The organism is Kitasatospora sp. NPDC053308 (assembly GCF_055585785.1).
In genome coordinates this window covers 380,442-399,252 of record NZ_JBVJJY010000003.1, presented here as the reverse complement: position 1 = coordinate 399,252, position 18,811 = coordinate 380,442, and the positions used below count along the sequence as shown (strand labels likewise).

15 protein-coding genes are annotated in these 18,811 nt (G+C 74.9%); 10 read left to right on the top strand and 5 right to left on the bottom strand.

Annotated features, from left to right (window positions below):
• Positions 1-243: 243 nt before the first annotated feature.
• The 3 genes from ACZ6Y7_RS09715 to ACZ6Y7_RS09705 form a co-directional block, all read right to left on the bottom strand.
• Positions 244-2,379 carry a serine/threonine-protein kinase gene (locus ACZ6Y7_RS09715; RefSeq protein WP_465757312.1) on the bottom strand — a complete coding sequence of 712 codons (2,136 nt, stop codon included), beginning with the start codon at positions 2,377-2,379 and terminating at the stop codon, positions 244-246.
• A 113-nt stretch (positions 2,380-2,492) separates the two neighbouring features.
• On the bottom strand, positions 2,493-3,491 hold the full coding sequence (locus tag ACZ6Y7_RS09710) for an alpha/beta fold hydrolase (RefSeq protein WP_465757311.1): 999 nt from the start codon (positions 3,489-3,491) through the stop codon (positions 2,493-2,495).
• 340 nt (positions 3,492-3,831) lie between these two features.
• On the bottom strand, positions 3,832-4,590 hold the full coding sequence (locus ACZ6Y7_RS09705) for a dienelactone hydrolase family protein (RefSeq protein ID WP_465757310.1): 759 nt from the start codon (positions 4,588-4,590) through the stop codon (positions 3,832-3,834).
• Between the two features lie 119 nt (positions 4,591-4,709).
• On the opposite strand from ACZ6Y7_RS09705, the gene ACZ6Y7_RS09700 reads away from it, so the two are divergent.
• Entirely contained in the window at positions 4,710-5,288 is a 579-nt protein-coding gene (locus ACZ6Y7_RS09700) for a DUF6191 domain-containing protein (protein WP_465757309.1), read from the top strand.
• Here the strand turns inward: ACZ6Y7_RS09700 and ACZ6Y7_RS09695 are convergent.
• Both ACZ6Y7_RS09695 and ACZ6Y7_RS09690 read right to left on the bottom strand, forming a co-directional pair.
• A complete protein-coding gene (locus tag ACZ6Y7_RS09695) occupies positions 5,249-5,650 on the bottom strand; it encodes a VOC family protein (protein ID WP_465757308.1) in 402 nt (133 codons plus the stop codon). The two genes, ACZ6Y7_RS09700 and ACZ6Y7_RS09695, sit on opposite strands and share 40 nt — an antisense overlap.
• A 109-nt stretch (positions 5,651-5,759) precedes the next feature.
• A complete protein-coding gene (locus ACZ6Y7_RS09690; protein WP_465757307.1) occupies positions 5,760-6,713 on the bottom strand; it encodes a (2Fe-2S)-binding protein in 954 nt (317 codons plus the stop codon).
• A gap of 434 nt (positions 6,714-7,147) precedes the next feature.
• Here ACZ6Y7_RS09690 and ACZ6Y7_RS09685 point away from each other — a divergent pair, with 434 nt between their 5' ends.
• The 9 genes from ACZ6Y7_RS09685 to ACZ6Y7_RS09645 all read left to right on the top strand — a co-directional run bounded on the left by ACZ6Y7_RS09685 (position 7,148) and on the right by ACZ6Y7_RS09645 (position 18,773).
• Positions 7,148-8,104 carry a FecCD family ABC transporter permease gene (locus tag ACZ6Y7_RS09685; RefSeq protein WP_465757508.1) on the top strand — a complete coding sequence of 319 codons (957 nt, stop codon included), beginning with the start codon at positions 7,148-7,150 and terminating at the stop codon, positions 8,102-8,104.
• Complete coding sequence (locus ACZ6Y7_RS09680; protein WP_465757306.1) at positions 8,101-9,135, top strand: FecCD family ABC transporter permease; 1,035 nt, start codon at positions 8,101-8,103, stop codon at positions 9,133-9,135. Before ACZ6Y7_RS09685 ends, ACZ6Y7_RS09680 begins: the two co-directional genes overlap by 4 nt.
• Positions 9,135-10,028 carry an ABC transporter ATP-binding protein gene (locus ACZ6Y7_RS09675; RefSeq protein ID WP_465757305.1) on the top strand — a complete coding sequence of 298 codons (894 nt, stop codon included), beginning with the start codon at positions 9,135-9,137 and terminating at the stop codon, positions 10,026-10,028. Before ACZ6Y7_RS09680 ends, ACZ6Y7_RS09675 begins: the two co-directional genes overlap by 1 nt.
• A 47-nt stretch (positions 10,029-10,075) precedes the next feature.
• Positions 10,076-11,071: an ABC transporter substrate-binding protein gene (locus ACZ6Y7_RS09670; RefSeq protein WP_465757304.1), complete on the top strand. Its 996-nt coding sequence runs from the start codon at positions 10,076-10,078 to the stop codon at positions 11,069-11,071.
• A gap of 212 nt (positions 11,072-11,283) precedes the next feature.
• Entirely contained in the window at positions 11,284-12,510 is a 1,227-nt protein-coding gene (locus ACZ6Y7_RS09665) for an ATP-grasp domain-containing protein (RefSeq protein ID WP_465757303.1), read from the top strand.
• Positions 12,507-14,396: an IucA/IucC family protein gene (locus ACZ6Y7_RS09660; protein WP_465757302.1), complete on the top strand. Its 1,890-nt coding sequence runs from the start codon at positions 12,507-12,509 to the stop codon at positions 14,394-14,396. The genes ACZ6Y7_RS09665 and ACZ6Y7_RS09660 overlap by 4 nt, the downstream gene beginning before the upstream one ends.
• A complete protein-coding gene (locus ACZ6Y7_RS09655) occupies positions 14,393-15,616 on the top strand; it encodes an MFS transporter (protein ID WP_465757301.1) in 1,224 nt (407 codons plus the stop codon). The genes ACZ6Y7_RS09660 and ACZ6Y7_RS09655 overlap by 4 nt, the downstream gene beginning before the upstream one ends.
• A gap of 164 nt (positions 15,617-15,780) precedes the next feature.
• Positions 15,781-17,514, top strand: coding sequence for an IucA/IucC family protein (locus ACZ6Y7_RS09650; RefSeq protein WP_465757507.1), 1,734 nt, complete (start codon positions 15,781-15,783; stop codon positions 17,512-17,514).
• Positions 17,511-18,773: a type III PLP-dependent enzyme gene (locus ACZ6Y7_RS09645; RefSeq protein WP_465757300.1), complete on the top strand. Its 1,263-nt coding sequence runs from the start codon at positions 17,511-17,513 to the stop codon at positions 18,771-18,773. The genes ACZ6Y7_RS09650 and ACZ6Y7_RS09645 overlap by 4 nt, the downstream gene beginning before the upstream one ends.
• The last annotated feature ends 38 nt before the right edge of the window (positions 18,774-18,811 follow it).

Sequence of the window (18,811 nt, the reverse complement as noted above, 5' to 3'; positions counted from 1 at the left end):
GCCCGAGATCGCCGCCATCCGCAAGACGGCCGACCGCCTGCGGAGACGGCCGTTCGCCCACCGAACGCGGATTCCGCCCACCGGACGGGCCGGCCGGCGATCGACTTTTACAACTGTGTAGAAGATTCCACGTGACGCCCGGGCGTCCGGGTGGCGGGATCCCGCCACCGGGACGCCGCCCGACCCCTTGCCCGGCGGCGGAGCATCTGCTAGTTCTGCGGCGCCGTCCCGGGCATGCGCGGGCTACTGCAGCCACCACTCCTGGGCCGTGTTGCCAGGGGTGCAGGGGACCATGGTGACCTCGTTGCCCGGGCCGTTGCTGGTCATGCAGGCCGAGTTCATGTAGTCGGCCAGCGTGTACGAGCCGGGGGTGGAGCCGCTGCGGACGGTCCAACTGGTGAGGAAGCTGTACCCGGTGGTGGCCACGACCTTGTTGTCCATCGTCTGGACGAGCGCCGGTCCGCCGCTGTTGCAGGCGTTGAAGTGGATCCAGGCGCCCGGATCGGTGGACCGCACCCAGCCGTACTGCGACGCGCCGCCGAGGACGATCGGGTTCTCACCGGTCAGGCTGTCGTTGCGCATCCCGATCGCGCCGTTGTGCCGCACGTTGACGATGGTGGTCCAGCTGCTGCCGCCGCAGGACGCGGGCCGGCTCGGGCTCTGCGGGGCCGTCGTGGTGCCGCCGCCCGTGGTCTGGGCCGGGGGCTGCGGGTTCTGGTTGGCGGGCGGGGCGGGCGGGTTGCCGCCGGCCCCGCCGCCGGGCTGGTTCGCCTGACCGCCCGCCGCCCCGCCGTTGGTGGACGCACCGCCGCCGGCGCTCGCGCCCCCACCGCCCGGCCGGGCACCGCCCGCTGCTCCGCCGCCGGATCCGCCCGGGGCCGGCGCCGGGGCCGGGACGGGGGCCTGCTGCGGGTTCTGCGCGCCGGGAGCCGGCTGCTCGGCGCCCGGGGTGGCCGCCGGGGTCTCGGTGGCCGGCGGCGGAGTGCCGGGCGCCGTGGCGGCCGAGGCGGCCGGGCTGCCGCCGACGGGCGTCGCCGGCACGGTGACCACGACGGTCGGCTGCGCGGCCGGCGGAACGGCACCGTCGGAGCCGCCGGGACTGCGGTCCACCAGCAGGGCGGTGGCGGTCCCCATCGAGATGATGACGGGGATGATCACCGGCACCAGCAGGGTGCGCCGGGACCGGCGCTTGCCGGGCTCGGTCCGGGCTTCGGGCTGGACCTCCGCGACCCCGCCCAGCGACGGCGCCGGATCCGTACCGGCGCCGGCACCGGCCACCCCGGCCTGGGCCCCTGCCGCTGCGCCCACCGCGGCGCCCGCCCCCGCCCGCGCCGCCGGCTCGACCGGCCCGCCCCGGGCTCCCTCGGCGCCGCCCCCGGCCCGCTCGCCAGAGCCTCCGGCCGTGACCGGTCGCGCTCCCGCACCCGCCCCTGCCCCCGGCCGAAGCGCGATCGTCCGGCCAGCCGACTCCCCGGCCGCCCCGGCCGCCCCGGCCGCCCTGGCCGCCCCGCCGACCGCGCGGTCCTCGCCCCGGAGGCCGTCGATCGCCGAGCGCGCCGCCGCCGCCATCGCGGCGGCGTCCGCGTACCGCTCCTCGGGCTTCTTCGCCAGCGCCCTGGCGACCAGCACGCGCACGGCCGCCGGGAAGGTGTCCGGCAGTCGCGGCACCGGCTGGTTGACGTGCTTGAGCGCGATCTGCAGCGGCCCGTCGCCGGAGTACGGCGGCTCGCCGACCAGCAGTTCGTAGCAGACCACGCCCATCGAGTAGAGGTCGGTGGCCGGCCCGAGGGCCGCTCCCTCGGCCTGCTCCGGGGACATGTAGAGCGCGGTGCCGATGATCGCGAACGGGGCGGTGAGCTTGGTGCTGGCGATCGCCCGGGCGATCCCGAAGTCGGTGATGGCCACCCGGCCGTCGGTGCGCACCATCAGGTTGGACGGCTTGACGTCCCGGTGCACGATGTCCCGCTGGTGGGCGGCGTGCAGTCCGTCCAGCGCGGCGGCCACCAGCTCCAGGGCGCGCCGGACGGTCATCGGCCCGGTTTCGGCGAGCACCCGGTCCAACGGGCGGCCGTCGATCAGCTCCATGACGATGTAGGCGCAGCGCTCGCCGCTGTCAGCGCCGTCGGCGCCGCCACCGCTCTCGCCGTAGTCGTGGACGTGCACGACGCCCGGGTGGTCGATGGCCGCGACCAGCTGGGCCTCCCGGCGGAAGCGCTGGGCGGCGGTGCCGTCCTCGAACAGCTCGGAGCGCAGGATCTTGACCGCGACCTGCCGCGCCAGCACGGTGTCCTCGGCCCGCCAGACCGAGCCCATCGCGCCGCCGCCGATCCGCTCGACCAGCCTGTAGCGCCCGCCGAGCACGGTGCCCACCCCGCTCATGCCCCTGACCCCCAGTGTGTCGTGACCCTCCCCGACGGGTCATCGGCACACAGTGTGCCAGAGCGTGTCGTCTCCTCAGCCGCTCGGTACTGCGCAGGAATTGAGCACAACTGTCAGTTTTCCCGGAGGTATCGGGCGTGGTCGGACACCTCCAGGACAGCCGCGATCACGGCCCGGGGCCGGTCCGCGTGGACGGCGTGACCGGCGCCGCGCACCAGCATGTGCGTCCCCCGGACGGCCCGGGACGCGACCTGCGACTGCAGGGCCGTCCAGCGGGAGCGCATCGCCCGGGGCAGGCCCTCGGTCGCGCTCAGGACGGCCACCGGCACCGGGGGCAGGTGCGCGGCGGCGCGCTGACGCCGGATCTCCGGGACGACGACGGCCGTCAGCCGGTTCTCGGCGAGGACGGTCCACCGCTGGTGGGGGTGCGCGATCACGGCCGCCTCGGCCCGGGCGAGCGGATCCCCCGCCACGGGCGCCGAGCCCGCCAGTGCCGTCCGGAGCAGCCACAGCCGGTTCAGCGCCGCTTCGGCGACGCGGACGGACGACGGCTGGAACTCCTCGTGCGCCGGGTCCACCAGGACCAGCCCGGCGACCAGCTCCGGCCGCTGCCAGGCCAGCAGTTGGGCCAGCTGTCCGCCCCAGCTGTGGCCCACCAGGACGGCCGGTCCGGCGTCCAGGTGCCGCACCAGGGCGGCGAGGTCCGCGAGTTGGTCCTCCAGCGTCGGGGACACGACCCGGCCCGTGGCCGCGCGGCCGTCAGGGGCGCGGCCGTCAGGGGCGGGGGCGGCGTGAGCGGAGGAGGCACGGGCGTTGGCGGCGGGTGCGGAGGTGGCGTAAGCGGAGGAGGCACGGGCGCCGGCAGCGGGTGCGGAGGCGCGGTGCGGCTCGCTGGCACCGATCCCGGCCCGGTCGTAGGCCACCACCCGTCCGTGGCGGGAGAGTTCGGGCAGCACGGGGGTCCAGGTGAGCGAGGAGGTGCCGCTGCCCGCGATCAGGATCACCGGCACACCACCGCCCCGCCCCGCCTCCACCCAGCGCAAGGCCCGTCCGTCACGGTCGAGTTCGCCCGGCGACACCCCGCCGGGCGTGCATTCGGCGAATGCCCGCACGATCGCGTCCTGGACGCTCCGCAAGCCCCATTCGGTGTGTTCCTGTCCCCGATCGCCCGGCATGGTGTGCACGTACGGCCCCCTGGATCCGTCGTCCGGCCACCTTCTGCCGGGCGCCGCGTTCCCCCGAAGCCCCCGCGTGAAGCGGCCCAACTCCTCATCTGACCGACGACGTTGTACGTCGCGATGCTCCGGCGCCCGAAATCCGCCCGTCCGGTGGGTGAACCGGAGGACAACAGATCGGACGCGGATCGTGCCGGCACGCCGGACGGGCGAGGAGCGCCGCCGGATCGGGCCCGGACGGGGCCCGCCGGCCGCGCACCTGGCGCCCGCCGGCGCGTCAGGCCGGCAGAGCCCGCTGCAGCAGGCCGAGCAGGGCCTCCCAGTGCCGTTCGTCGGCGGCCGCGTCGTAGCGGACCGTGTCGGCCTGGGTGTAGCCGTGCAGGGCGCCGCCGTAGACCTCGGCCCGGAACCGGACGCCGGCGGCGGTGAGCGCCTCGGCGAGTCGGCCGATCTGCTCGGGCGGCAGCGACTCGTCCTGATCGGCGTGCCCGAAGTACAGCTCGGCGGTGATCCGTCCGGCGCTCAGGTGCGGGCTGTCCGGGCGGTCGGTGGCCAGGTTGCCGCCGTGGAAGCCGGCCGCGCAGGCGATCCGGTCGGGGTGGCTGGCGGCGGTGCGCAGCGCGAGCAGGGCGCCGCGGCAGTAGCCGGTGAGACCGACCGGGCCGTCCTGGACCAGCGGGGACTCGGCCAGCCAGCGCAGGTAGGCGTCCGCGTCGCGCTCGGTCACCTCCGGGGTGAGGGAGGCGAGCAGCGGGCCGAGCCGGTCGAAGAGCTCCTCGCCGTCCTCCGGGTCTATCAGCTCCGGCAGGTCGACCACCGGCGCGCGGCCGTGGCGGTAGTAGGCGTTGGGCACGAGCACGGTGTACCCGGCCGCGGCGAGCCGGTCAGCCGACCGCTTCAGGTGCGGCCGGAGCCCGAAGGCGTCCATGTAGAGGAGGACGCCCGGGTGGGCCCGGTCGTCATCGGGGTGGGCGAGGTAGGCGTCGGCGGTGCCGTCCGCCGTCTTGACGTCCACGAGGGTTCCGCGCACGGTCATGGTGGTGGTGCTCCTTCCGTCCGTGCGGCAGCCTAACCGCCTGGCGGACGCTCGGTCGTGACGACCACCATCCCGTCCGCTAGGGGAACGCCCGCACCGCGGCGCGGCGTTGAGCGGGCATGGGGTTGATCGTGGGTGTGGCGGCAGCGGTGGCGGCGGTGCTGGGACTGGCCGTCCTGGCCGTGTGGCAGATCCGGGACGAGGCGTCACCGCGTCCGCGGCAGCGCGGGCCCGGGGTCGGGCTGGGCGCCGGCGGACTGGAGGAACTGCACGCGCTGTTCAGTCCGGGCAAACGGATCCAGGTCGAGCAGAAGAAGGAGCAGCTCGCGCTGCGGGACGACGCGCAGGCCGGCTCGCCACCGCACTTCGGGGTGGACCTGGACCGGGGCGTGGCGGTGCTGCGCACCACGGCCGACGGGGACGTGCGCGACCGGGCGCCGCGTGACCGAGCTCCGCGCGACGGGACCCGCGGCGGCGCGACTCGCGGCGACGACTCGGCCGACGGGACCGCGAACGGGACGACTGGCGGAACGGTGGACGGGACGGCGGACGGGACGACCGGCGCAGCGACCGGCAAGAGGGCCGACGGCCCGGTCGACGGGACGACCGACGGGATGACCGACGGGACGGCCGACGGCGGCGGAACGGGACCGGTCGGTCAGGCCTCCCAGGTGCGCGAGCAGAGCACCAGCCGGTAGCCGTCCGGGTCGGCGACCGTCACGCCGTACTCGTCCCAGTACGGGTTGTGGGCCGTGACCCGGGTGCCGCCGGCCGCCTCCAGACGGGCGACCAGGGCGTCGTCCACCGGCGTGCCGAGGTAGACGACGAACAGGTCCTCCACCGTCGGGGTGGGCTCCAGCGGCCGCTCCGGGTCGTGCGTGAGCTCGAAGTGCCAGGCGCCGCCGGTCGGGCCGACCATCAGCAGGTCGTGCTTGCCGGAGACCCGCTCGGTACTGCGCCACAGCACGTCGAGGCCGAGGCCGGCGACGTAGAAGCGCTCGGCCGCCGCGAGGTCGCGCGAGGGGCGGGCGATCCGGACCCGCACGGTGGAATCGATCATGCCGTCAACCGTAGCCGACGCCACTGACGGCGAACGCCGGGGGCCGCGGTACCCGGTACGGCCCGTGGACGACCCGTGGACGGGCTGGAGGCGGCCCGTGGACGGCCCGTCAGAGCCGGCGCAGCCGCTCCTCGTCGGAGGTCCGCGGGCAGGTCAGACAGGCGGCGGCCGCCGGCGCGACCGCGTAGTAGAGGCAGCAGCCGAGCCGGGTGCGGGTGTGGTGGGCGCGCCCGTCGGGGGTGTGCAGGCGGCGGAAGTCGGCGGCGCCTGGCAGCGGTTGGGTCCCACCGGGCAGCACGGCCTCGGCCGCGGCGACGGCGGCGTCCTGCGCGGCGGTGGCACGCTCCGCGACGACGCCCCCCTCGACGACGGCGCCCTCGGCAAGGGCGCCCTCGGCAACGGCGGCGCGGGCGGAGGCGGCAGGGGCAGCCGGGGCGGTGGGGCCGACGCCGTCGGTGTGCCCCGCGGGGTCCGCCTCGTCGAGCATCCGGCCGAGGTACCAGATCGCGGAGGCGAGGTCGTCCGTGACCATGCCCCAGAGCGCGCGGTCGCGGCGACGGGTGGGACCGGCGAACGCCGCCAGCACCGGCTCGACGTGCGCGACCACCGCGGCCCGCAGTTCGGCGCGCAGCTCGTCGTCGCCGGGCAGCGTGACGTACCCGCGCGGGCGCAGCGCGAGCGCGCCGGTGGGCGCGTGCAGCCAGAGGTCGGCCGGATCGACGACGGGGACCCGGCGGGCCAGGTGCCAAGGACCGGCGACGATCAGGCAGGCCGACCAGACGTAGTGGTGGAGCAACCGGGAGGCGGTGACGTGCAGCCGCGGGGCGCGGCCGTGCTCGGCGGCGATGCGGGCCTCCTCGCCGGCCAGGACGGCGGCCAGCGCCCGCTCGTCGACGGCGAGTTCGGCTCCGGAGTACCAGCCGTCGGCGGCGGACGGGCGCGGTTCGGCGGTGTCGAGCAGGCGCAGGTCCAGCACCGGACACAGCTCCAGGAGGCGCCGGTAGTCCCCGGCCAGGGCGGAGGACTCCGCGACGGGCAGGGCTCCGCGAGGCGCGACGGACATGGGTGTTCCGTGAACCATCGACACTCCCGGGATCGATTCCGTATGATCGATTAAGGTGAGGCTCACCTTACAATGACTCATGCCGCCCGGCGACCACGCACGACCCCGATGGCACGACCCCGAGGATCGGCGCGCTCGGTCGACACGCTCGATCGCGCACCCGGCCGACAGGCCGGGTCAGCACGCCCGGCCGGCGCATCCGGTCGGCGCGCTGACACGCGCACCGACCCGCACGCCGACCCATCGGACCAAGCCGCCCGATCGACCCATTCGGACCATCCGGCCCAACCCGCTCAACCGGGCCAACCCGCCCAAGCTTGACGAACTTAGGTAAACCTAACCTAAGATCTCGACTCGTGTTGAGAACCGATCCGCCGGCCCCCACGGCCCCGGCGACGTCACGCCCCTCTGCGGTCCGGCGGCCCCTGCTGCTGATCGCCGGCGTGTGCGCGCTCGTGCTGTGCGCGGCCCTGAGCCTGGCCCTGGGCTCCCGACCCGTCCCGTTGTCGACCGTCGTCGACGCCCTCACCGGCGCCGCCCACGGCGCCGACGCCGACGTGGTGACAGGCCTTCGGGTGCCGCGCACGCTCATCGGGCTGGCCGTCGGAGCCGCGCTCGGCGTGGCGGGCGCCGTCGCCCAGGGTGTCACCCGCAATCCGCTGGCCTCCCCGATCACCCTCGGCATCAACGCGGGCGCCAGCCTCGCCGTGGTCGCCGCGATCTACGCACTGGGCCTCTCCCGCTCCGTCGAGTACGTCTGGTTCGCCTTCCTCGGCGCGGCCGTCGCCGCCGTCGCCGCGTACGCGATGTCGCGGCGCGGCGGTGACCTCGACCCGGTCCGGCTCGCGCTCGGCGGCACCGTGCTCACCGTGGTGCTCACGTCCTGGACCTCGGCGCTGATGCTGGCCAGCCACCGCACCCTGGACGAGGCCCGGTTCTGGCTGGCCGGCTCGATCGGCGGACGGCACCTGGACACCCTCACCCCCGTCCTGCCCTTCCTGGCGCTCGGCCTGATCGGTGCCCTCGCCATCTCACCCGCCCTCAACGCGCTGGCGCTCGGCGACGAGACCGCGCAGGCACTGGGCGTGCCGGTGGCCCGGATCCGGGTGGTCGGCGGACTCGCCGTCGTCCTGCTCGCGGGCGGCGCGGTGGCTGTCGCCGGACCGGTGGCGTTCATCGGACTGGCCGCGCCCCACCTGGTCCGCCCGCTGCTCGGCAACGACCACCGCTGGCTGCTGCCCGGCTGCCTGATCGCCGGGCCGCTGCTGCTGCTCACCGCCGACGTACTCGGTCGGCTGGTGGTCCGCCCGTCCGAGATCGAGGTCGGCATCGTGACCGCCTTCCTCGGCGCGCCGCTGCTCGCGGTGCTGGCCCGGAAGGTGGCGAAGTGAGCGCCCTCACCGTTCCTGCCCGGGCGCTCGCCCGCCGCCGGACCCGTACCGCCGTCTGGTCGCTGGTCGCCGCCGCCCTGCTGGTGCTGCTGACCGGGATCGCGCTCGGCACCGGGCAGGTCGGCATCCCCCTGTGGGACGCGCTGCGCGCGCTCGTCGGACAGGGCGAGCCCGGCAACGTCCTGGTGGTGCAGCAGTTCCGCGCGCCGCGCGTAGTCTCCGCGCTGATCGCGGGCGCCGGACTGGCGATGGCCGGCTCGATGCTGCAGCGACTGTTCCGCAACCCGCTGGCCGCCCCCGACACCATCGGCATCACCGGCGGCGCCTCCTTCGGCGCGGTCCTGATGCTCGCCACCGGCGCCTCGCAGCAGCTGGTCCCGCTGGCCGCGGTCGGCGGCGGACTGCTCGCGGCGCTGCTGCTCGGCGGCTTCGCCTGGCGTTCCAAGATGGCCGTCACCCGGCTGGTGCTGGTCGGCCTGGCGGTGCAGCAGGGCCTGGCCGCCGCGGTGAACCTGATGATCGTACGGTTCCCGGCCGAGCTGGCCTCCTCCGCGCTGCAGTGGACCACCGGCTCGCTCTACGGCCGCAACTGGACCGAGGTGTGGATCGGCGGCAGCGCCATCGCGATCACCGCCGTCGGCGTACTGCTCTGCCAGCGGCGGGTCGCCGTGCTCGACCTCGGCGACGACTCGGCGGGCGGCCTCGGCCTCACCCCGGCCCGCGACCGGCTCTGGCTGCTGCTGCTCACCATCACCCTCGCCTCGCTCGCCGCCGCCCTCACCGGACCGGTCGCCTTCGTCGCGCTCGCCGTCCCGCACCTGGTCCGGCTGCTCGCCGGGCCGCCCACCCTCGGCACCCTCGGCCTCACCGCGCTCACCGGCGCCGTGCTGCTGCTCTCCGCCGATCTCCTGGTGCTCCACGTGATCCCCGTCCACGGCCTGCCGGTCGGTGCCGTCACCGCCACCCTCGGCGCCCCCTGGCTCCTGGTGCTGATGATCCGCCAGGGCCGGCTTCCCCAGAGGAGCAGCTGATGACCTCCGTCCAGAGCTCTGTCGCCAGCCCGGCCGGGACGACGAACCGGCTGGCCGCCCACGGACTCGGCCTGCGCTACGGCGACCGGACCATCGTCGACGGGCTCGACCTCGAACTGCCCGGCAACGCCGTCACCGCGATCGTCGGGCCCAACGCCTGCGGCAAGTCGACGCTGCTGCGCGGGCTCGTCCGGCTGCTAGATCCGGCCGCCGGCACCGTCACCCTGGACGGCGCGGACATCCACCGGATGCCCGCCCGAGCCCTCGCCAAGCGGATGGGCCTGCTGCCGCAGCAGCCCGTCACGCCGGAGGCCGTCACCGTCGAGGCGCTGGTCAGGCTCGGGCGGTACCCGCACCAGCGGATGCTCAGCCCGTGGTCCAAGGCCGACCAAGCCGCCGTCGAGGAGGCGCTGGAGCGCACCGGCACCGCCGAACTGCGCGACCGGCAGGTCGACCGGCTCTCCGGCGGGCAGCGCCAGCGGGTCTGGATCGCGCTCGCCCTCGCCCAGGAGACCGACCTGCTGCTGCTCGACGAGCCGACCACCTTCCTGGACCTGCGCCACCAGCTCGACGTGCTCGACCTGGTCGCCGACCTGCACGCCGAGGCCGGGCGCACCGTCGTCATGGTGCTCCACGACCTCGGGCAGGCCGCCCGGTACGCCGACCACCTGGTGGTGCTCAAGGACGGACGGCTCGCGGCCGCCGGCCCGCCGTCGGAGGTGCTGACGGCGGAGCTGGTGGAGTCCGTCTTCCAGGTGCCGTGCCGGGTCGTGCCCGATCCGGAGACCGGCACGCCGCTGGTCGTGCCGCGGGCGCGGGCGCGGGTACGGGGCGCTGCCGCCGGTGCTCGTGCCACTGCCGCCGCGTCCGGACCGGCGTCCGCCGCCGTCTGAACCTCCCTTTCCCGTCCCCCTGTTCGACCCGATCCAAGGAACCCCTGATGAACCGCCGACTCCCCGTCGCCGTCCTCGCCGTCGCCCTCTCGACCACCCTGCTCGCCGCCTGCGGCAGCAACGGCGGCGGTGCCACGTCGGGCGGCGACTCCGCGTCCTCCGCCTCGGCAGGCACCGCCGCCGGGTTCCCCCGCAGCGTCAAGCACGCCGCCGGCACCGCCGAGCTCAAGAGCCGGCCGCAGCGCGTCGTCGTCCTGGACAGCGGTGAGCTGGACGACGTCACGCTGCTCGGCATCACCCCGGTCGGCGCCGTGTCCCCGCACATGAAGACCGAGGGCGGGTTCCCGAACTACCTCAAGGACAAGATCAAGGACACCAAGGACGTCGGCCCGATGAACGAGCCGAACCTGGAACTGATCGCCTCCCTCAAGCCCGACCTGATCCTCTCCTCCAAGGTCCGGCACGCCAAGGTCTACTCCCAGCTGAACGCGATCGCCCCGACCGTGCTGGCCGAGACCACCGGCTTCCCGTGGAAGGACAACCTGGCGCTGTACGCCCAGGCGCTCGGCAAGGAGGACGAGGCGAAGAAGGCGCTGGCCGACTACGAGGCCCGGGCGAAGAAGCTGGGCGAGGAGATCAAGGCCAAGTACAACGGCACCATGCCGACCGCGTCGGTGGTCCGCTTCGTGGCCGGCCCGACCCGCCTGTACGCCAAGTCCTCCTACAGCGGCGTGGTGCTCAAGGACGTCGGCCTGGCGCGCCCGGCCTCTCAGGACGTGGACCAGAACATCGTCGAGGTCAGCTCCGAGCAGATCAACCAGGCCGACGCCGACCTGGTCTTCGTCACCACCGCCGACGACCCGAGCAAGACCAAGGAGAGCGAGGTCCAGCAGACGCCGGTCTGGCAGGGCCTGAACGCCGTCAAGAACAACAAGGTGTTCAACGTCCCGGACGAGACCTGGATGTCCGGCATCGGCGTCCAGGCCGCCGACGCGATGCTCGTCGACATCGCCAAGGCCGCGGGCGTGGACGCGCCCAAGTAGTCGTCCCGCGCACACCGGCGAACGGACGACAGCCGACGGATGCCGACCGACGGCTGACGGATCCCAGCTGACCGATGACAGCTGACGGATTTCAGATGACAGCCGACAGATGACAGATAACAGATAACAGATTTCGAAAGTTGTCATCTGTCCGCCGTCCGCTGTCGTCCGTTCGCCCACCCTCCTCCGCACCCCTCAGAGGACCCCTCCCCATGCGGCTCTACCTGCTCGCCCTGAACCCCACCGACTCGGTCACCGCCGGTTTCCTGCCCGCGGCCGCCAGACTCGGACTCGACGTCACCGTCCTCACCGACCACGCCGAACCCCACCGACGGGCTTACACCGCGCTCCCCTTCACCGCGCCCGAGGTCCTGGAGTGCGACGTGCGCGACTTCCGCGCCGTCGTCAGCCTGATCTCCCGCCGTGCCCTGGCCGGCGCCGACCACGCGCCCGACGCGGTGTTCAGCAACAGCGACCACTTGCAGACCCAAACCGCCCTGGCCGCCGAGTACTTCGGCCTCCCGGCCAAGGACTGGCGGGCCGCCCTGCGCGCCAAGGACAAGGGCCAGCTGCGCCGCCACCTCGCGCTGACCGGCCAGGACACCGTCTGGTCTGCCGAGTTGGCCCCCGGCCAGGACCCGGCCGAGCTGGACCCGCCCTTCCCGTGCGTGGTCAAGCCCCGCGAGGGGGTGGCCAGCGAGGACGTCACCCTGGTCACCGACGCTGCCGAACTCGCCCAGCGCTGCAAGGAGATCCAGCACCGCAGGGCGGGCGCCACCCTGGTGGTGGAGGAGTTCCTGGACGGCGGGCTGCACACCCTGGAGACCCTCGGCGACGGTCGGCGACGCCACGTCCTCGGCGGGTTCCGCACCCGGCTCTCCCCGCCGCCGGACTTCATCGAGGAAGTGCTCACCTTCGTCCCCGCCCACCCGCAGCCGGTGGTCGACCAGGTGCTCGCCCAACTCGACGCGCTCGGCGTCGGATTCGGCGCCTGCCACACCGAGTTCGTCCTCCAGCCGGACGGCCGCGCCCGCATCATCGAGGTCAACTACCGCGCCATCGGGGACCAGTGCGACCTGATGCTCGCCGAGATCCTCGGCATACCCCTGTTCGAGCTGATCCTCGGCGTCCACCTGGGCCGCGAGCTGCCCGCCGACCTGGCCGAGCGCTGCGCCGCCACCCCCCGCCGGGCCCGCAACGAGGTGGTCTGCGCGGACCGCGCCGGTGTCCTCACCGCCGCCCCGGGCCCGTACGACGAGGAGCGCGACGGCGTCCGGCTCGCCTACCGCCCGCTGCGCCCGATCGGCGAACGCCACGAGCACTACCGCACCAACCGCGACTACCTGGGCGTCATCTGGGCCGTCGGCACCGACCAGGACGCGGTCGACGCCTCCGTCGCCCGCTTCCTCGCCGCCAACCGCTGGGAGATCACCCCGTGACCGCCGGAGACCGACCCGCATCCACCGAGGCCCGGCCCGACGGCACCACGGGCGTCGCCGCGCTCACCGCCGCCGAGCAGCTCACCCTGCGAGTGCTGTCCGCCCTGCTGCGCGAGGACGTCCTCGCTCTGCGCACCCTCGGCACCGTCGAGGACCGTCCGGACGGCCCCTGGCTGACCGTCGCCGGGCTGCGCCTGGCCCTGCCGGTGGCCCCGGAGGGCTTCCAGTGCGAGTACGCCGCCCGGCTGCCGCTGCTGGAACTGGACGGGCGGACCGTCACCGGCCCGGACACCGTCGTGGCCGCACTCGCCGAACTCGCCGAGGAGGAGGACCGGCCCGGCTGGGCGGCCTTCGCCGAGGAGTGCCGGCAGACCCTGGCCACCATGGAGCTGCACGAGCGCGCCCGCGCCGGGGTGCACGAGCGGCTGACCGACCGCTACGGCGCCGACCCGGCCGACTGGACCGGCCTCGCCGCCGCCCTCGGTCACGACACCCTGGCCGCCTACCTCGACCACCCGGTCTACCCGACCGCGCGCGGTCGGTCCGGACTCACCGAGCCCCAACTGCGCGCCTACGCACCCGAGTTCCACCCAGCCTTCAAACTGCGCTGGCTGGCCGTGCCGACCGACGCGCTGACCGTCCACGGCGAGCGGCCGCTGCCCGACTGGTGGCCCACCCCCGACCGGCTCGGCCTCGCCGACCAGTGCCCGGGCGACGGCTGGACAACCCTGCCGGTCCACCCGCTGACCGTCGGCGCCCCGCTGGACGAGGCCCTGGCGGCCACCGGCCTGGCCGGCCGCGCGGTGCTCGCCGAGCGTCCGTACCTGACGGTCGTGCCGACCCTCTCCATGCGCACCGTCGCCGTCGCCGACGACCCGGTCTGCCACCTCAAACTCCCGCTCGCCACCGCCACCCTGGGCCGTCTCAACCGCCGCACCATCAAGCCCGGCACGCTGCTCGACGGCGCCGCCGGCCAGCGGCTGATCGAGGCCGTGCTGGAACACGAGCCGCGGTTCGCCGGCCGGATCCTGCACGCCGACGAGCAGACCTGGGCGCACGCCGGACACGAACTGCTGGCCGTCCTGCTGCGCCGCTACCCGGCCGGGCTGGAGCAGGCGACGACCGTCCCGCTGGCCGCCCTGCTGGCCCCCGCCCCCGACGGCCGCCCGGTCATCGAGCACCTCGCCGACCGCTACCACGGCGGCGACGTCCTCGCCTGCTACGACGCCGTGCTGGAACTGCTGCTGGACTGGCAGGCCACGCTGTTCGGCTACGGCATCGCCCTGGAGTCGCACCAGCAGAACACCTCCCTGGTGCTCGACCGGGACGGCCTGCGGCTGCTGTACAAGGACGACGACGGCCCGCGCGTGCACACCGCCCGGATGGCCGCGGCCCTCGGCGAACTCGCCCCCGCCGCAGGCGACTTCGACGACCCGCGGATCTTCGGCGAGGACGACCGGGCGCTCATCGACCTGTTCGCCACCATCACCGGCCACCTGTGCACCGGCGCGTTGGCCTTCGGCCTCGCGGCCCAGGGCCGGGCCGAACTCTCCGACGCCCTCGCCCTGTTGCGCAAGAGGACGGCGGAGGCCGTGGAACGGCTCGGCCCGGTGGGCGAGCCGCTGCGGGCCGCGCTGCTGGACGCCGAGCGGCTGCCGGTCAAGGCCATGGTCACCGCCGGCACGCTGCTCAGCAAGCAGCGCTCGGGCGCGGCCGACATCAACAAGCACTACACCAGCGGGCCCAACTACCTGCGCGGCCACGCCCAGGAGTCCGGCCACGCCACCGGGCCCGGCCGCGCCCCCCAGCGCGGCGAAGCCCCGGAGCGCACCCCCGCCGACCGCACCAGCCCCGACGCCCTGCGCACCGACGGGACCGTCCGATGACCGTGGAGACCCTGCCGCAGCAGTCGCCGCCCTCGGCCGCGCGCTCCGACGGGCTCGGCCGCCGCCAGGTGCACGCCGTCGCGGCCTGCTACTTCGTCGCTTCCTTCGCCGCGCTCGGGCTGCCGCCGTACCTGACCGCGATCCTGCCCGGCCTCGGCGACCCGCAGGCCCGGTGGGCCGGCGTGCTGTACATCGTTCCGACGGTGTTCAGCGCGCTCGGCGCACCGCTGTGGGGCCGGCTGGCCGACCGCTTCGGCCGCAAGCGGCTGCTGCTGCGCGCCCAACTCGGGCTCACCGTCTCCTTCCTGCTGGCCGGAGCGGCGAACAGCCTGCCCGCCTTCACGCTCGCGCTGGTCCTCCAGGGCTTCCTCGGCGGCACCTTCGCCGCCACCAACGGCTACCTCGCGGCCGCGCTGGACGGCTCCCGGCTCTCCCGCGCGCTCACCCTGATGCAGGGCAGCGCCCGGGCCGCCCTGGTGGCCGCGCCGATCCTGGTCGGGGCGCTCTCCCCGTGGATCGATCCGCACCGCCAGTACCTGGTGATGGCCGTACTCCCCCTCGCCGCGGCGGTGTTCCTCTCGCTGCTGCCCGAACCGGCCAGCCCCGAGCCCCCCGCGACGGCCTCGGGCCGGGTGGCCGCGCCGACCGCCGGGGCCTCCCTCCTGACGCTCTACGTCTTCGAGTTCGCCTTCGTCTTCGCGACGGTGATCTCCTTCCCGTACCTCATCGCCCTCGCCGAGCAGCGTCTGCCCGGCGTGGACGGCACCACCACCGGTGTGCTCTTCGCCCTGCCGCACCTGTGCTACCTGGTGCTCGCGGCCCGCGTCCACACCCTGTTCGACTCCCGCCCGCACACCGGGATAGCCCTCGGCTTCGGCTTCGTCGCACTCGGCCTGGCCGGACACGCCGTCGCGTACTCGCTGCCCGTGTTCATCGCCGTCCGGCTGCTGCTCGGGGCCGGGCTCACGCTCGGACTCGTGTGCCTCGCCGTGCTCGCCGCCGGGGCCGCCAAGGGCCGCCCGCCCGGCCGGATGTTCGGCACCCTCGAACTCGTCTCCAAGGGTGGCGCCGTCGCCGCCGGCGCCGTCGCCGCGCTGGCCAACGGGCGATTCGGCGCCGCCGCCCCGGTGGTGGCCGGCACCGCCGCCGCCCTGCTGGCCGCCGTCGCGGCCACCGTCCTCACTCTCCCGTCCCTCCGCCAGCGCTGGAGTCGCCGATGACCGCCGAGCAGATGACCGCCGCCCAGCCCGCGACCGACGAGCACACGGCCGCCCGGCAACCGACCGCCCAGGGCACGACCGCCCAGCGCGCGACCACCCGGCAGCCGACCGCCCGGCGACCGACTGACGGGCGGACGGCCCGCACCACCGACACCCGTGAACCGATGGGTCGCGAACCGATGAACCACGAACTGCCCACCGCCGACGAGGCCGTGGCCCACACCCTGCTGAACTGCCTGCTGCGCGAGGTCTCCGCGCCGGAGCACCAGACCGCCGCCGACGACGGCCGTCTCCTGCTGCGCCTGCCCCGCCGCGGCGCCCTGCTGCGGGTCGCCCTGCGCCGCACCTCGCTGCTCGGCGCACACCGCTTCAGCGGACCGGTGGAGGTCGAACGGGACGGCGACTGGCACGAGTCGGGCTGGCAGGAGCTGGCCGAGTACGTCCAGGACGAGCTGGAGCTGCGCACCGGCACCGTCAACGAGGAGTTCCTCGACCAGGTGGCCTCCAGCCACGAGGGCGTCCGCCAGGGGCTGGAACACCGCCCGGGCCCCGGCATCGACCGCTACCTGGAGTCCGAGCAGGCCCTGCTGTTCGGCCACCGCTTCCACCCCGCCCCCAAGTCCCGTTCCGCCGCCCGCGGCGACTGGCGCCGGTACGCCCCGGAGTCCCGAGCGGCCTTCCCTCTGCGGCACTTCGCCGTCCGCACCGAGCTGCTGGCCGAGGAGTCGCTGGACGGCAGCGTCAGCGCCCTGCTGGACGGCCTCGGCGAGGTGCCGGACGGCTACCGGCTGCTGCCCGTCCACCCGTGGCAGTACGAACTCATCGGCGACCATCCGCTGTTGCGCGACGCCATGGCCCGGGGCGACGTCCTCGACCTCGGCCCGCGCGGCGAACGGTTCACCGCCACCGCCTCGGTGCGCACCCTGCACGGCGCCGACGCCTTCCTCAAGTTCAGCCTCAACGTCCGCATCACCAACTGCCTGCGCAAGAACGCCGCGTACGAGCTCACCGGCGCCGTCGCCCTCACCCGGCTGCTCGCCCCCGCCCTGGCCGACCTCGCCCGGCGCTTCCCCGACGCCGCGATGCTGCGCGAACCGGCCTTCCGCACCCTCGCCCTGCCCGGCGCCGACGGACGGCCTGACCGGGCCCTGTACGAGGGCTTCGGCCTGATCGTCCGCGAGGGCTTCGGCGAGGTTTTGCGCCCCGGCGTCACCCCGCTGCTCGCCGCCGCCGTCGCCGACGAGCACCCGACCAGCTCCGCCCACATCTCCCGGCTGTTGGAAGCCGGTTCGGACGGCGACCCGGGGAACGCGGCGCTCGACTGGTGGCGCGCCTACCTGAGGCTGCTCCTCCCGCCGGTGCTCGCCGCCTACTTCGACCACGGCGTGGTGCTGGAGCCGCACCTGCAGAACGTGCTCATCGGCGTGGACGCCGGCGGCCACCCCGTCCAGGTGCTCTTCCGCGACCTCGAAGGCACCAAGCTCGTCCCCGAGCACAACGAGTCCATCCTCGCCGCCCTCCCGCCCGAGGTGGCCGGGCCGATGACGTACGACGCCGAGCGCGGCTGGGACCGGGTGGTCTACTGCCTGCTGGTCAACCACGTCTCCGAACTCCTCGCCGCCCTCGCCGACCGCCACCCGGAGCTGGAGTGCGCGCTCTGGCAGGCCGTCCGGGACACCCTGGAGGAGTACGCGGCGGGCCACGGCTGCCCGCCCCGGCTGCGCGCCCTGCTCGCCGGAGTCCCGCTGCCCGCCAAGGCCAACCTGCTGACCCGCTGGGAGCGCAAGGCCGACCGCGAGGCCGGGTACGTCCGACTGCCCTCCCCGCTGGCCGGCTCCGTCCTCGCCGAGGCCGCCCGCATGCCCGTCCGCCTTCCCGCCGGGAGCACCGCCCGATGACCGACACCCACCACCGCGACCTCCGCCGCGACCGCCACCAGGGGCTCCACCAGGGCCTCGGGCACGCCACCGAGCGCGTCCGCGCCCACGTCGCCGCCCTCGCGCCGGACGAACTGCCCGTCTACGTCTACGACCTGGCCGCGCTGCGCGAGCACGCGGCGGCCGTCCGGGCCGCCCTGCCCGAGCGGGTCGAGCTGTACTACGCCGCCAAGGCCAACCCGGAGGCGCCGCTGCTCACCGCGCTGCGCGCCGCGGTCGACGGCTACGAGGTCTCCAGCGGCGGTGAGTTGGCGCACGTCCGGGCCGCCGTGCCGGACGCCCCGCTGGCCTTCGGCGGACCGGGCAAGACCCCGGCCGAGATCGCCGCCGCGGTGGAGGCCGGGGTGCACCGCTGGCACGTGGAGAGCGAGCAGGAGCTGCACCGGCTCGCCGCGGTGCTCGCGGACCGGCCGGGCACGGTCGTGGACGTGCTGCTGCGGGTCAACCTGGCGGTCACCACGGACGCCCTCGACGCGGTGCCGCTCGCGATGGGCGGACGGCCGACGCCCTTCGGCCTCGACCCGGACCAGGCCGGGGAGTGCGTCCGCGCGCTCACCGACGGCCCGCTGGGACGGCAGCTGCGCCTGCGCGGCGTGCACGCCCACCTGGCGAGTGGCCTCGCGGCGGAGGAGCAGCTGTCGGTCGCCGCGCAGATCGTCGCCTGGTCGGGCGCGCTCGCCGAGCGGCACGGCTTCCCGCTGGCCGAGGTCAACATCGGCGGCGGCATGGCCGTGGACTACGAGGACCCGTCGGCGCGCTTCGACTGGACGGCCTTCGGCGAGGGCCTGGCCAAGCTACTCGACGCCCACCCGGGCCTCATCCTGCGGATCGAGCCGGGCCGCGCGCTGACCGCCTACTGCGGCTGGTACGCGACCGAGGTGCTGGACGTGAAGCAGAGCCACGGCGAGGACTTCGCCGTGGTCCGCGGCGGCACCCACCACCTGCGCACCCCGGCGACCCGGGGCCACTCCCAGCCCTTCGAGGTGCTCCCGGTGGACGCCTGGCCGTACCCGTGGCCGCGCCCCGTCGTCACCACCGGCCGGGCCACCCTGGCCGGACAGCTCTGCACCCCGAAGGACGTCCTCGCCCGCGCGGCCGACGGCGCGAGCGGGCTGCGGGCCTCGGACCGTGTGCTGTTCGCCATGGCCGGCGCCTACGCCTGGAACATCTCGCACCACGAGTTCCTGATGCACCCCCGCCCGGGCTTCCACTACCTGTGACGGCCGACGAGTGACGGATGACAGCTGACAGGTAACAG